This window comes from Klebsiella sp. JN_Kp122, assembly GCF_040062085.1.
GTDB lineage: Bacteria > Pseudomonadota > Gammaproteobacteria > Enterobacterales > Enterobacteriaceae > Klebsiella > Klebsiella aerogenes.
Window position 1 is genome coordinate 381,687 of the sequence record NZ_JBEAHW010000001.1, and the last position, 12,091, is coordinate 393,777.

Here is a 12,091-nt window from a genome sequence, read left to right on the forward strand (position 1 = left end):
CGCTATGAGCTTAAGTCAGGATATTTTGGCTGAACTGGCGGAGATCGCCGCCGATTCAGCGCTGGGCAAGGCCCGCGCTTTGCGCGAGGCTGCGACCCGCCACGCCCAGGGAAGTTACGAGGTGCTATTTAGCCAACAGGATGAGGATTTTCCGCTCGAAGAACGGTTCGCCGTCGCCGCAAAAGTGGCCAGACTTCATCAGGCAGACGCACTGGCAGCGCATTACGCCGGTTTCGGTATTGCCGACCCGACAACCCCACGGCTTGCCGCTGCGCTGGGGTTTGCCCGCCTGTTGACCTTCACCCCGGTGGAAGCGACGCCCGCGGCGCTGCAAACGCTGGGCGACGCGGGCTGGAGCCTGCGCGGTATTGTGACGCTGGCGCAGCTTGTTGCGTTTGTCAGTTTTCAAAGCCGATTGCTGAGCGGATTACGATTGTTAAATGGCAAACCAATTTCCGCAGCCGGGACCCCGGTGGTCGCCGGCTACTGGCACACTCATCCCCGGACGGCTAGCGGTAAACCTGCGCCGGTGGCCTTTACCCGTGATGAATTACACTGGGAACCGTGGATTGCCGATAAGCCTCTCGCTGAATTTAACGCCGCCGAGCAGGCGCTGCTGGCGCAGTTCGGCCACACTGATTCCCCCTACTTTCGCTTACTGGCGCGCAATCAGCCGGTGCTTGAACAGCGCACGCTGACCGATAAAGGGATTTTCTATACGCCGGGCGGCCTGCCGCGCGCCGAGCGTGAACTGGCGGCCACGGTGGCGAGTAAAATCAACGGCTGCATCTACTGCGCGTCGGTACACGCGCGCAAGGCGGCGCAGTTGTCCAAAGATGAGCGAGCGGTGGAGACCCTGTTGGCGGTAACGCCTGGGGAGAATCTCAGCGATGGCCAAGGGCCGCGCTGGCAGGCGGAGATTGACGCCGCCGCCGCGCTTTCCGTCACCCCGCCCGCGATAACCCCAGCGCATCTCAGCGCGCTGGAGCAGCAGGGTCTGGATATCGTCGAACAGCTGGACCTGCTGCAATCGACGGCATTCTTCGCCTGGGCTAACCGCCTGATGCTAACCCTTGGCGAACCGTGGCGAGATTAATCAGGCCTGCTCGGTCTGGGTAACGCGATGACGCGTTACCCGCCGCTGATATCGCGCATACAGCAGCAACGAGCTCATCGCCAGGAACGACAGCGCTGCCGCCGGCAGCGCGACCGAACGCCAACCCGCGCCAAAGGTAATCATCATCCCGCCGCAGTAAGCGCCAATCGCGCTGCCGAGGTTAAACGCTATCTGACCGCCCGCCGCCCCGAGCATTTCGCCGCCTCTGGCATTTTGTAACAGTAATATTTGCAGCGGCGCGGCGAGCGCGAAAAGCCCGGCGCAGCAGATAAACGCCAGCACCAGCGAAGCCAGCGGCTGTATGCCAAAGGCAAAGATGAGCAGTAACACCACAACAATGACGCCGTTGGTCATCGCCGCAATACGCAGCGGACTGTAACGCCCAGAGATCCTGCCGCTAAAGAGATTACCTAAAACCATCCCCAATCCCACCAGCATCATAATGAACATCATCGCCGACTCGCTAAAGCCGGAGACATTTATCATGAAGGGCTTGATATAGCTAAACCAGGCAAAAACGCCGGCATTGCCGAACATCGTGGCGGCGAAAATAAACCATGGCGCCGGGGATTTAAGGAAATGGAATTGTTCACTGAGCCGGGTGGTTGATTTGTCATACAGCGTTGGCACCCAGCGCAGTATCGCCAAAAGCACCAGCACATCAAATAGCGCGATGGCCGTGAAGGTATAACGCCAGTTGAACTGATGGCCAAGCCAGGTGCCCGCCGGTACGCCAAGCAGGTTTGCCACCGTCATACCCGCTATCATCCCGGCGACCGCCGCGGTAACCCTGCCCGGCGAGGCGATTTTCGACAAGATAATCGCTCCGACGCCAAAATAAGCGCCGTGAGGAAAACCGGAAATAAAGCGCCCGAGCGCCAGCATGGGATAACTTGAGGAGAAGGTAAACAACGCGTTGCCTGCCACACACAGCGCCACCAGAAACAGCATCACTGATTTCAGCGAAAAACGGCTGGAAAACAACGCCATGACAGGCGCGCCAAACACCACGCCAAAGGCGTACCACGAGATCATGTTGCCGGCCGCGGGGATGGTAATGCCGACATCATGGGCGATTTCCGGCAATACCCCCATGATGCCGAACTCCGCCATTCCGAGGCCAAAGGTCCCCAGCGCTAAGGAAAAAATCGTTTTCTTCATCTATTCGGTCACTTTAATGTGCGTTCACGACGCTAGTGTAACCGATTTCACACCCTGTTTTCTCCCCTTACGACCGACGACAACTTAACCCATCCCCAGATAAGCATTTCTGACTTCCGGGTTATCCAGCAACTCTGCGCCGCTACCGCTCAGACGTATTTCGCCGTTGACCAGCACATACGCGCGGTTAGCCAGTTTCAGCGCGTGGTGCGCATTTTGTTCCACCAGCAGCAGCGTCATGCCCTGGTCGGTCAACTCGCGCAAAACGCTGAAGATCTGCTTCACTACCAGCGGCGCCAGACCCAGGCTCGGTTCGTCTAATAGCAATAGCTTTGGCCGGCTCATCAGCGCGCGGGCGATTGCCAGCATTTGCTGCTCGCCGCCGGAGAGCGTCATCGCCCGCTGCGCGCGACGCTCTTCCAGCCGTGGAAACAGCTGATACATCCGCGCTTTATCTTCATTCTGATAACGATTACCTATGGGAATAGTGCCCATCAGCAGGTTTTCTTCCACCGTCATATCGGCAAAAATACGCCGTCCTTCCGGCGCCTGAGCAATACCGTTGGTGGCGATATAGTGCGTCGACTGGCGGCTGATATCATGTCCGCGATAGATAATACTGCCATCGGTAATCCGCGGCTGGCCGAAAATCGACATCAGCAGCGTGGATTTTCCGGCGCCGTTAGCGCCGATTAACGCCACCGTTTCGCCTTCATTGACCATTAGCGATACCGACTTCAGCGCCTGGATTTGCCCGTAATAGACGTTCACCTCGCGAAATTCCAGCAACGGTTGGCTCATCAGGCGATCTCCTGTTCATCGGTACCCAGGTATGCGGCGATCACGCTCAGGTTGGCCTGGATCTCGGCCGGGGTGCCATGAGCAATAACATCGCCGTGGTCGAGCACGATCACGCGATCGGAGATTTCCATCACCATGCTCATATCGTGTTCTATCAACAGTACGCTGACGCCATGATGTTCACGCAGAAAACGAATAATCCGGCTCAGGGCACGCGTTTCCGCCGGGTTGAGCCCGGCCGCGGGTTCGTCAAGACACAGTATTTCCGGCCCGGTACACATCGCGCGGGCGATCTCCAGCCGCCGCTGCTGGCCATAAGAGAGCGTTCCCGCCAGTCGATTGGCGCAGTCAACCATCTCCACCACTTCCAGCCAGTAAAAGGCCCGCTCTACTGCGCGGTTCTCCGCCTGGCGATAGCCGCGGGTATTCAGGATCCCGGCGATCAGATGGCGGTTAACCTGCATATGCTGGGCCACCATCAGATTTTCAATCACCGTCATTTCGCGAAACAGGCGGATATTCTGGAAGGTACGCGCCAGCCCGGCGCGGTTGACCAGATGCGCGCCGCCGAACATTTTGTAGTACATCCGCCGTCCCAGACGCGCGGGATGGAAAAAATCATCGGCATGCAGTTTCTGCCCGAGAACCTGAATCACATCGGTCATTCGTTGCCGGGCATTAAGCCGAATGGCGCCGCCGCTGGCGCGGTAAAACCCGGTCAGGCAATTGAACACCGTGGTCTTCCCCGCGCCGTTCGGGCCAATCAGGGCGGTAATCGATCCGCGTTCAACCTCAAGGTTGACATCATTCAGCGCTTTAATCCCGCCAAAATGCATCATCAGATGCTCGACCTGCAATATTGCATCGCTCATGGCGCGACTCCTTTGCGGATTTCCACCCCGGTACGCCCGGTGCGCACCAGCCCGCGCGGGCGCCAGATCATCATCAGGACCATCAGCACGCCAAAGAGCAAAACCCGGTATTCGTCAAAGCCGCGCAGTAACTCCGGCGTGACCGTTAGCACGAAAGCCGCCAGCACCACACCTAATGTCGAGCCCATGCCGCCTAATACCACGATAGCGAGAATCAGCGCCGACTCGAAAAAGGTGAACGAGGTCGGGTTCACGAATCCCTGATAAGTGGCGAAAAAGACCCCGGCGATGCCGGCCGTCGACGCGCCGAGCATAAACGCGGACAGCTTAACCAGTACGTGATTCAGCCCCATCGCCCGGCAGGCGATTTCATCTTCCCGCAGCGCCTCCCAGGCACGGCCAATCGGCATTCGGGTCAGGCGGTGTTTTATCAGCAGCACCATCAGTACCACGATAAATAACACGGCATAGATAAAAATAAATTTAAGGTTGGGGTTGTAGGCGATATGCAGAAATTCATGAATCGGGGTGCCGCCCTCTTTGGCTCGCCGGGCAAACTCGAGGCCGAAGAGCGTTGGCGACGGCACCGAAACGCCGTTGGGGCCGCCGGTGAAACTTACCCAGTTGTTGAGCACCAGACGGATGATTTCGCCGAATCCCAGCGTCACAATAGCCAGGTAGTCGCCATGCATTCGTAATACCGGAAAACCCAATAACGCCCCCGCCAAAGCTGCCATCACCGCCCCCAGCGGCAGCATTGCCCAGAAACCTAAGCCAAGGTATTGATAGCCAAGCGCCAGGCCATAGGCGCCAATGGCGTAGAAGGCGACGTACCCCAAATCAAGTAACCCCGCGAGACCCACCACGATGTTTAATCCCAGACCCAGCAGGACGTAGATAAGCCCGAGGATCGCCACGGTAAGCAGATACTTACTGGCCATTAACGGGAAAGCGATAGCCGCAATCACCAGCAGCGGCAGAACAAAACGCAGCCGACTACGATAGCCGGGGGGACGGACAAATACCCCCTGGTCGTTGCCTTCAAAACGTCCGATAAACCGCTTCCCCCCGCGGGTTTGCAAAAGCAGGCTGAGCAACAGCCTCCCCGCCATCACCACCGCCACCAGCACGATGACGCGCTGTGGGGAAAGCGTAAAACTGTACCCCTTCAGCACGATGCCCACGATCGGGCCAAAGACTATCAGCGCGCACAAACCGGCCAGCACGCTATCAATAACGCTGCGTTTGACGTCGATGCCGTCTAAACGGGAAATATCGGTCATATGTCCCCCTTAGACCTTGGCCACAACAGGACGGCCTAACAGCCCCTGCGGACGAAAAATCAGAATCGCCACCAGCAATGCGAACGAGAAGACATCCTTATAATCCGAGTTCACTAACCCGGCGAACTGCGCCTCGGCGACGCCCAACAGCAGGCCGCCAAGCATCGCCCCCGGCAGCGAACCTATCCCACCCAGTACCGCTGCGGTGAAGGCCTTAATGCCGATAATGAAGCCGATATAAAAATCAAACGTGCCGTAATTCATGGTCACCAGCACCCCGGCGAGGCCCGCCATGGCGGCGCCAATCATAAACACCAGCGAGATCACCCGATCGGTGTTAATGCCGAGAATGGCCGCCATTCGCCGATCCTGCTGGGTCGCGCGGCAAACCCGACCTAACTGCGTGTGGTTGATTATCCAGCTCAGTACCACCATGCCGACGAAGGCGGCGATCAGGATGAAGATTTTGGTCCAGGTGATTTGCACCACGCCATCTCCTACCGTAAGCCGCAGTACGCCGTGCATCAACGTCGGGATCCCCTGTTGATTTGGGCCCTGACTCAGTTGGACGTAGTTTTGTAAAATCAGCGACATGCCAATAGCCGAAATCAGCGGCGCCAGACGCGTTGAGTTACGTAGCGGCCGATAAGCAATGCGTTCGATGGCCCAGCCGTACACCCCGGTGACGATAATCGTAAACACCAGCGTGCCGAAAATAAGCAGCGGGAAAGAGTGAATACCGAAGTAGGCCAGCAGCGCCAGCCCGATAGCGCACAGGTAGGCTGAGACCATATATACCTCGCCGTGGGCGAAGTTAATCATACCGATGATGCCATAAACCATGGTGTAGCCAATGGCGATAAGCCCATATACCGCGCCAAGCGTTAAGCCATTGATCAGTTGTTGCAGAAAGAATGCCGCCATAGGAACCATCCTGCCAGTCAAGGTGCAGCAGACGCAGAGGCCTTAACGTCTGCTGCTTACGGTGGTACGACGCCCCTCTGATGAGGGCGTTATGCGCACTACAATCCCGGGTTACAGCTGATGATATTTGCCTTTATCATCCCATTGATAAACCACGTAATCCGATACTTTCAGGTCGCCTTTGCCATCCCAGGCCTTTTTCCCCATCACGGTATCGACGCTGTGGTTTTTCAGCCATTCGCTGGCTTTGGCATTATCGGTACCGGCGGCGTTATAGGCGGCGGCGATAGCCTGAATGGACGCATAGGCGTAAAGGGTATAGCCCTCCGGTTCAAAACCGCTGGCGCGGAATTTGTCGATCACCGCTTTACCTTCAGGAATGGTGCGCGGATCCTTACCGAAGGTCATTAACACACCATTAGTAAACTGCGGCCCGCCCGCGGCGGTAACCAACTCTTCGGTCACCACGCAGTCGCCGGAGAAGAACTTAGCCTGGACGCCCTGCTCGCGCATCTGGCGCACCAGCGGGCCGGCTTCCGGATGGCAGCCGCCAAAATAAACCACATCCGGTTTCAGGGCGCCGATTTTGGTTACCAGGGCATTGAAATCTTTTTCCCCACGGGATAAGCCTTCATACAACACCTCTTTCGTCCCGCGTTTCGCGAGCGCCGCGCGCGTCGCATCGGCTAAGCCCTGACCGTAGGTATCTTTATCGTGAATGACGGCGATCTTCTTCGCCTTCAGCACATCCAGCATGTAGTTGGCAGCAATCACCCCTTGCTGGTCATCGCGCCCGCACATGCGGAACATATCTTTCATTCCGCGTTCGGTGATCTGCGGATTGGTGGAGCCCGGCGTGATGGTCAGGATCCCGGCTTCGTCATAGACCTCGGAAGCGGGCATCGTCGAGGAAGAGCAGAAATGGCCCACCACCGCCGAGACGCCGGAATCATCAACCAGGCGGTTAGCCACCGCCACTGCCTGCTTGGGTTCACAGGCATCATCACCCTGCACCAGCACAATTTTTTCGCCTTTAATTCCCCCGGCGGCATTAATATCCGCCGCCGCCTGCGATGCCCCTTTCCAGTATTGGGCGCCATAGGTCGCATTCGGCCCGGTAAATGGGCCGGCCACGCCAATCTTCACATCCGCCTGTGCATAAAATGCCGCGCTCAAACAACCTGCTATTGCAAAATGCAGAGTCAACTTTTTAAGTTTTAAAGACATTCGGATAGTCCTCAGCGATATCGAACAGACGCCATAAACTGGCGCAGTAAAAACCACTTACAGCGTAACGTGCCAATGCTGGAATAAGCCGTAGCGGCTTCGGTAGATAAAGCAAAAAACCCGCCAGGAAGAGAGGTATCGCCAGATCGATTACTAATAGTCGCGTAGCGTGACCGCAATCGGTACCACCCCGGCGATGCGCCAGTCTTTACAGGTCAGGAGGTCTGTTGCCGTCACGTGGCCTGCCGGGAACGCTGGTGTCCATACCGACAGTGAGCTAAACATAGAACGTCTTTAGCAACCTTGCGCACCGGGCTGGTGCAAAAGTGCGGAGATGATCAAAACTAGTGAAAATTTTGCTGCATTAATGTGAAATTAATAACGAGGGCATGGGGAATGCTCGGCAATACAGGCAACTACCATAAAGAATTACCGAGGAGTAGCAACTTTATGCTGCCAGATGGCGTTTGCGCTTTGAAACATTAACTTCTTTTACGTATTATCTTAAGCCTTGTTTTTTTACCTGCTGCCGTGGCGGGTTTTGCCTCATGGATGAAAATCATGACTTTAAAAAAATTAATTATTATTGCCTTCAGCACGCTTTCTATTAACGCCTGCGCCTTCGCGGCGGGGAGTCTCGCCGACCAGTTACACTATACGCCGCCGGAACCGGCAGACCTTGCCGCTAATCCACCTACAGAATCGCCTGAATCGAAAACGGAACAACCAAAATTAACGATGACCCCCGACGTTAACGCCTACACCTATTACAACGAAAAGGTGAACCCCGTTACCAATGATATTGACCGTATTGAACAAGGCGGCGGCGTCGAATTCTGATTTATACCGGCGCATTGTTCGCGCCGATAAACGTTGACCATGGAGTATTCGCCATGATGAAGGATTATCTGATCATCGCCTGGATTACTATTGTCGCCTGCTGGCCCATTACGTTACCGGTGTTAGCCGTGGTCGCGGGAATACTTTTCTATTCCCGCCATCGCGTGGCGGGTGTTGTGGTATCCGGGCTGTTTATCCTCGAAGCCGTGGCGGCATGGCAGTTTGAGCGCTATATGTAACCACGGTCTCATATTAATTGAGCGGCCCGTGGTTAATCTGGCTGAGTGGTAAATTGACGTCGAAAATCTTGTAGAACATCTCCTGCACGCCAAATTGCCGCAGGCGTACGGCGTGTTTTTTCGCATAAGCCTGCGCGCTCTGTTCATCTTCGAACAGATATATGCCGCCGGCTTCCTGCGTGGCGCGATTCTCCGTCCAGATCTTCCAGATAAAACCGGGCTCCTGGTTAATAGATTGCGCGAGTTCGGCTAATTGCGTCGACATTTCATCGCCAAACGGTCCGCTAAAAGCAAAGTGCACTTGCAGAAGTTTATTCGACATACTCTCTCCCTGAATGATTTTAGTAAATTGACGAGACTATCCTACCCGATTCCTCATTAATCAACAGTGAGTTGATGCGCTTAATGGCTATCTTGCGCCCTCCACTGGATGAGAAGTTTTCCGCCGCTTTGCCTGGCTCTGATTACACTTTAAACAGCGACCTGCCTTTCAGGCCACCACGCATGAGGACAGTCATGGGAAACAAGAAGAAAGCCGTTGCGCCCATCATACCCGCCAAAACGGAGCCGTTAAGCGAGAAAGAATATCAGCAGGCATTGCGTAAACTGCACGTCGAGTTGGTCAAGCTACAGCGGTGGGTCGTGCATAAAGGGCTTAAGATATGCATCGTCTTCGAGGGTCGCGATGGCGCCGGCAAAGGCGGCACCATCAAAGCGATAACCGAACGCGTCAGCCCGCGGGTTTTCCGCGTCGTCGCCCTGCCCGCGCCAACCGAGCGCGAACGCAGCCAGCTCTATTTTCAGCGCTATATCAAGCATCTTCCCGCCGCCGGCGAAATAGTGATTTTCGATCGCAGCTGGTACAACCGGGCCGGCGTTGAGCGGGTGATGGGATTTTGTACCGAGGAGGAGGTGCAAAAATTCCTCGACGGCGCGCCAATGGTGGAGAGAGGGATGGTTGATTCCGGCATTATTTTACTGAAATACTGGCTGGAGGTGACGCCGCAGGAGCAAGAACGGCGCCTGCGCGACCGTATCGATGATGGGCGCAAAATCTGGAAGCTATCGCCGATGGATATAAAATCCTTCAACCGCTGGGATGACTACACCACAGCGCGCGATGCGATGTTTGCCGCCACCGATACCGCCTGGGCGCCGTGGTTTGTCGCCCGTTCGGAAGATAAAAAACGCGTACGTCTGAATATTATTACCCATTTGCTTTCGCAAATCCCCTACGAGTCTCTGCCAACGGAACACATTACCTTACCGAAACGTAAAATTGGCAAAGTGAAACCGACCCATTTTCCTTTCCGGTTTATTCCTGAGAAGTTTTGAAGGAATAGCTTTATCACCTTTGCGCAGTATTACCCCTGCGCAAAGGATTATTACAACTAACGTTAATATTTCATCTGTTGCATTGCGCTGGAATCCGCCTCGCAAAATAAATATTAAAATTACTGCTGAGGTTTATTTTTAAGTGAGTAAAGAGAATAATCACTGAACCACCAGCAAGGAGCCTACGATGAAAAGTAATACGCTACGTAAAAGATGTACTGACGTGCCAACCCGGAAGGAGTCAGCGCAGGCAGGAAAGGATTTACGAGAAGCCGATAAGCAGCGACAGCATAAGGAATTCATTGCCGCAATGAATGAATTTATTGCAAAAAAAGGTACTCTCACAGATGATGAATTTTTCAGGGTACTATGATGCTTGAACAATTCAATGTCTATCGAAATTGTTCTGCGCAAACAAATAACACCCTGCCGTATTATATGATAGTGCAGAATGATTACTATGCTGACCTGGCCACTAGAGTCATTATTCCTTTAATGCGGGCGCGACAGTTACCTCGTTGGCATCAGCATGTCGCCCCAAGGATAAATATAGAGTTTGACAGCTTTTTACTTTGTACGCCGATGATCAGTAATTTAAATAATAAACGAATCCAGCCACAGGATTTCGTATGTAATCTGAGTTGTGCGCGTCAGGGGGTGATTGATTCAATCGATACACTTATCACTAACTGCTGAATGCCGGGAGCCCGCCCCGATATCACCGGAGCGGGTTTCCCCCGTAAAGGCTTACTTCATTCCCTCACGGCTCTCTTTTTGCGCTTCCAGGCGTTCGACATCGCGATACCAGCGCGGGTGATGTTTCTTCGCCCAACGGCGGCTCACCTTACCTTCAATCATGCCTTTAATCGACCCTTTAACCCAGAATGCCATATACATATGGATGAGGATCGCGTGGATCAGGATAATCGCCGAAGTGGCGTGTATCAGCAGGCTGTAACGAATAACCGGTATCGGGAAATATCCCGCAAAATATGGGCGCCAGATAATCACCCCGGTCACCAGCAGCACAAAAATCATGCTCATAATGGTCCAGAACATCATCTTCTGCCCGGCGTTATATTTACCGACGCGCGCGACCTTATGTTCGTTGCCTTTCAGAACCTCCACGATGCCTTTCAGCCAGGGGATATCCTGTTTATCAGGGATATTGTGGTGGACAAAACGCACAAACATAAACATCAGCGCGACAAAAATCAGCACCCCGAAAAACGGGTGCAGGATACGCCCCATCTGCGGTGTGCCGAAGGTTTCCGTCAACCACTGCAGGGTCGGGAAGAAAAACGAAATCCCCGACAGCGCCACCAGGAAGAAACAGATAACCACCGTCCAGTGACAGGCGCGGTCGATAAATTTGGTGCGCACTATCATTTTCGATTTATTCATCATGCTCCTCCTCATCGTCATCAACTTCCTTGTTCGGCCCGATACCGATGTAGTGGTAAATCAGCCCGGCAAAGGTGGCAATAAAGCCCGCCGCCGACAGCGGTTTCAGCGCCCCCTTCCACAGATTGATACTGGTATCGATCTGCGGCGCTTTCGGCAGCTTGTGATACAGCTCCGGCTGGTCGGCATGATGCAGTACGTACATCACGTGGGTGCCGCCTACGCCCTGCGGGTTGTAGATCCCGGCGTTGGCATAACCGCGTTTTTTAAGCTTATCCACCCGCTCCTGCGCCACTTCCAGCATCTCTTTTTTCGTGCCGAAGTGGATTGCGCCGGTAGGACAGGTTTTCACGCAGGCCGGTTCCTGACCGACGCTGACCCTATCCACACACAGCGTGCATTTATAAACCCGGTTATCCTCTTTATTGAGGCGCGGAATATTAAACGGACACCCGGCAATGCAGTAGCCGCAACCAATGCAGTTTTCCTGCTGGAAATCGACGATGCCGTTGGCGTACTGAATAATCGCCCCGGCGGACGGGCAGGCTTTCAGGCAACCCGGCTCCTCGCAGTGCATACAGCCATCCTTGCGGATAAGCCACTCCAGCTTGCCGTTCTGTTCGGTCTCGCTAAAGCGCATTACCGTCCAGGATTTAGCGCTGAGATCCGCCGGGTTGTCATACACGCCGACGCAGTGCCCCACTTCATCGCGAATGTCATTCCACTCGGAACAGGCCACCTGGCAGGCTTTACAACCCACGCAGGAGGAGACATCGATAAGCTTGGCGACTTCGGCCTTATAGTCCCGCGCGCGTGGCGCGGGAGTTATCGGGTTGGTCGCGGAGCGTTTAATAATGTCTTGTGTTTCCATCGCCATTTAATCGCTCC

At 54.9% G+C, this 12,091-nt stretch carries 16 protein-coding genes; 6 read left to right on the plus strand and 10 right to left on the minus strand.

Annotated features, from left to right (window positions below; translation table 11 throughout):
- Nucleotides 1–4 precede the first annotated feature (4 nt).
- Nucleotides 5–1,096: an alkylhydroperoxidase domain protein gene (locus ABLU78_RS01895; RefSeq protein ID WP_045388052.1), complete on the plus strand. Its 1,092-nt coding sequence runs from the start codon at nt 5–7 to the stop codon at nt 1,094–1,096.
- Here ABLU78_RS01895 and araJ read toward each other — a convergent pair whose 3' ends face one another.
- From araJ to ABLU78_RS01930, 7 genes are all read right to left on the minus strand, one after another.
- Nucleotides 1,097–2,278 carry an MFS transporter AraJ gene (araJ, locus tag ABLU78_RS01900; protein ID WP_048228778.1) on the minus strand — a complete coding sequence of 394 codons (1,182 nt, stop codon included), beginning with the start codon at nt 2,276–2,278 and terminating at the stop codon, nt 1,097–1,099.
- Nucleotides 2,279–2,362: 84 nt separating this feature from the next.
- Complete coding sequence (locus ABLU78_RS01905) at nt 2,363–3,079, minus strand: ABC transporter ATP-binding protein (protein WP_032714576.1); 717 nt, start codon at nt 3,077–3,079, stop codon at nt 2,363–2,365.
- Complete coding sequence (locus ABLU78_RS01910; RefSeq protein WP_015366477.1) at nt 3,079–3,951, minus strand: ATP-binding cassette domain-containing protein; 873 nt, start codon at nt 3,949–3,951, stop codon at nt 3,079–3,081. The genes ABLU78_RS01905 and ABLU78_RS01910 overlap by 1 nt, the downstream gene beginning before the upstream one ends.
- A complete protein-coding gene (livM, locus tag ABLU78_RS01915; protein ID WP_048228779.1) occupies nt 3,948–5,234 on the minus strand; it encodes a high-affinity branched-chain amino acid ABC transporter permease LivM in 1,287 nt (428 codons plus the stop codon). Before livM ends, ABLU78_RS01910 begins: the two co-directional genes overlap by 4 nt.
- Before the next feature lie 9 nt (nt 5,235–5,243).
- Nucleotides 5,244–6,158, minus strand: coding sequence for a branched-chain amino acid ABC transporter permease (locus tag ABLU78_RS01920; RefSeq protein WP_048228780.1), 915 nt, complete (start codon nt 6,156–6,158; stop codon nt 5,244–5,246).
- A gap of 111 nt (nt 6,159–6,269) precedes the next feature.
- Nucleotides 6,270–7,385, minus strand: coding sequence for a branched-chain amino acid ABC transporter substrate-binding protein (locus ABLU78_RS01925; RefSeq protein WP_015366474.1), 1,116 nt, complete (start codon nt 7,383–7,385; stop codon nt 6,270–6,272).
- Nucleotides 7,386–7,538: 153 nt separating this feature from the next.
- The gene (locus ABLU78_RS01930; RefSeq protein WP_015366472.1) at nt 7,539–7,670 is read right to left on the minus strand and encodes a hypothetical protein; all 132 of its coding nucleotides are present in this window, start codon (nt 7,668–7,670) and stop codon (nt 7,539–7,541) included.
- 276 nt (nt 7,671–7,946) lie between these two features.
- Between ABLU78_RS01930 and ABLU78_RS01935 the strand changes: the two genes are divergently transcribed.
- Together ABLU78_RS01935 and ABLU78_RS01940 are read left to right on the plus strand one after the other, a co-directional pair.
- Nucleotides 7,947–8,225, plus strand: a complete 279-nt coding sequence (locus tag ABLU78_RS01935; RefSeq protein WP_048228781.1) for a hypothetical protein — start codon at nt 7,947–7,949, stop codon at nt 8,223–8,225.
- 53 nt (nt 8,226–8,278) lie between these two features.
- Entirely contained in the window at nt 8,279–8,464 is a 186-nt protein-coding gene (locus tag ABLU78_RS01940) for a hypothetical protein (RefSeq protein ID WP_015366470.1), read from the plus strand.
- A gap of 13 nt (nt 8,465–8,477) precedes the next feature.
- On the opposite strand, the gene ABLU78_RS01945 is transcribed toward ABLU78_RS01940, so the two are convergent.
- Nucleotides 8,478–8,786, minus strand: a complete 309-nt coding sequence (locus ABLU78_RS01945) for a monooxygenase (RefSeq protein WP_048228782.1) — start codon at nt 8,784–8,786, stop codon at nt 8,478–8,480.
- Between the two features lie 194 nt (nt 8,787–8,980).
- On the opposite strand from ABLU78_RS01945, the gene ppk2 reads away from it, so the two are divergent.
- From ppk2 to ABLU78_RS01960, 3 genes are all read left to right on the plus strand, one after another.
- Nucleotides 8,981–9,799 carry a polyphosphate kinase 2 gene (gene ppk2 / locus ABLU78_RS01950; protein WP_045366153.1) on the plus strand — a complete coding sequence of 273 codons (819 nt, stop codon included), beginning with the start codon at nt 8,981–8,983 and terminating at the stop codon, nt 9,797–9,799.
- A 187-nt stretch (nt 9,800–9,986) separates the two neighbouring features.
- The gene (locus ABLU78_RS01955) at nt 9,987–10,172 is read left to right on the plus strand and encodes a hypothetical protein (protein WP_015705518.1); all 186 of its coding nucleotides are present in this window, start codon (nt 9,987–9,989) and stop codon (nt 10,170–10,172) included.
- Complete coding sequence (locus ABLU78_RS01960; protein ID WP_015705519.1) at nt 10,169–10,495, plus strand: CcdB family protein; 327 nt, start codon at nt 10,169–10,171, stop codon at nt 10,493–10,495. Before ABLU78_RS01955 ends, ABLU78_RS01960 begins: the two co-directional genes overlap by 4 nt.
- Before the next feature lie 51 nt (nt 10,496–10,546).
- Here the strand turns inward: ABLU78_RS01960 and fdnI are convergent, their stop codons facing one another.
- Nucleotides 10,547–11,203 carry a formate dehydrogenase-N subunit gamma gene (gene fdnI / locus ABLU78_RS01965; protein ID WP_015366464.1) on the minus strand — a complete coding sequence of 219 codons (657 nt, stop codon included), beginning with the start codon at nt 11,201–11,203 and terminating at the stop codon, nt 10,547–10,549.
- Nucleotides 11,196–12,080 (minus strand): formate dehydrogenase subunit beta, encoded by an 885-nt coding sequence (gene fdxH / locus ABLU78_RS01970; RefSeq protein WP_015366463.1) that lies wholly within the window; start codon nt 12,078–12,080, stop codon nt 11,196–11,198. Before fdxH ends, fdnI begins: the two co-directional genes overlap by 8 nt.
- Nucleotides 12,081–12,091: the final 11 nt, after the last annotated feature.

What these genes read in the sequence shown, in the direction of transcription:
- ABLU78_RS01895 (WP_045388052.1), top strand. Translation starts at nt 5, where the DNA reads ATGAGCTTAAGTCAGGATATTTTGGCTGAACTGGCGGAGATCGCCGCC.
- araJ (WP_048228778.1), bottom strand. Translation starts at nt 2,278, where the DNA reads ATGAAGAAAACGATTTTTTCCTTAGCGCTGGGGACCTTTGGCCTCGGA.
- ABLU78_RS01905 (WP_032714576.1), bottom strand. Translation starts at nt 3,079, where the DNA reads ATGAGCCAACCGTTGCTGGAATTTCGCGAGGTGAACGTCTATTACGGG.
- ABLU78_RS01910 (WP_015366477.1), bottom strand. Translation starts at nt 3,951, where the DNA reads ATGAGCGATGCAATATTGCAGGTCGAGCATCTGATGATGCATTTTGGC.
- livM (WP_048228779.1), bottom strand. Translation starts at nt 5,234, where the DNA reads ATGACCGATATTTCCCGTTTAGACGGCATCGACGTCAAACGCAGCGTT.
- ABLU78_RS01920 (WP_048228780.1), bottom strand. Translation starts at nt 6,158, where the DNA reads ATGGCGGCATTCTTTCTGCAACAACTGATCAATGGCTTAACGCTTGGC.
- ABLU78_RS01925 (WP_015366474.1), bottom strand. Translation starts at nt 7,385, where the DNA reads ATGTCTTTAAAACTTAAAAAGTTGACTCTGCATTTTGCAATAGCAGGT.
- ABLU78_RS01930 (WP_015366472.1), bottom strand. Translation starts at nt 7,670, where the DNA reads ATGTTTAGCTCACTGTCGGTATGGACACCAGCGTTCCCGGCAGGCCAC.
- ABLU78_RS01935 (WP_048228781.1), top strand. Translation starts at nt 7,947, where the DNA reads ATGACTTTAAAAAAATTAATTATTATTGCCTTCAGCACGCTTTCTATT.
- ABLU78_RS01940 (WP_015366470.1), top strand. Translation starts at nt 8,279, where the DNA reads ATGATGAAGGATTATCTGATCATCGCCTGGATTACTATTGTCGCCTGC.
- ABLU78_RS01945 (WP_048228782.1), bottom strand. Translation starts at nt 8,786, where the DNA reads ATGTCGAATAAACTTCTGCAAGTGCACTTTGCTTTTAGCGGACCGTTT.
- ppk2 (WP_045366153.1), top strand. Translation starts at nt 8,981, where the DNA reads ATGGGAAACAAGAAGAAAGCCGTTGCGCCCATCATACCCGCCAAAACG.
- ABLU78_RS01955 (WP_015705518.1), top strand. Translation starts at nt 9,987, where the DNA reads ATGAAAAGTAATACGCTACGTAAAAGATGTACTGACGTGCCAACCCGG.
- ABLU78_RS01960 (WP_015705519.1), top strand. Translation starts at nt 10,169, where the DNA reads ATGATGCTTGAACAATTCAATGTCTATCGAAATTGTTCTGCGCAAACA.
- fdnI (WP_015366464.1), bottom strand. Translation starts at nt 11,203, where the DNA reads ATGAATAAATCGAAAATGATAGTGCGCACCAAATTTATCGACCGCGCC.
- fdxH (WP_015366463.1), bottom strand. Translation starts at nt 12,080, where the DNA reads ATGGCGATGGAAACACAAGACATTATTAAACGCTCCGCGACCAACCCG.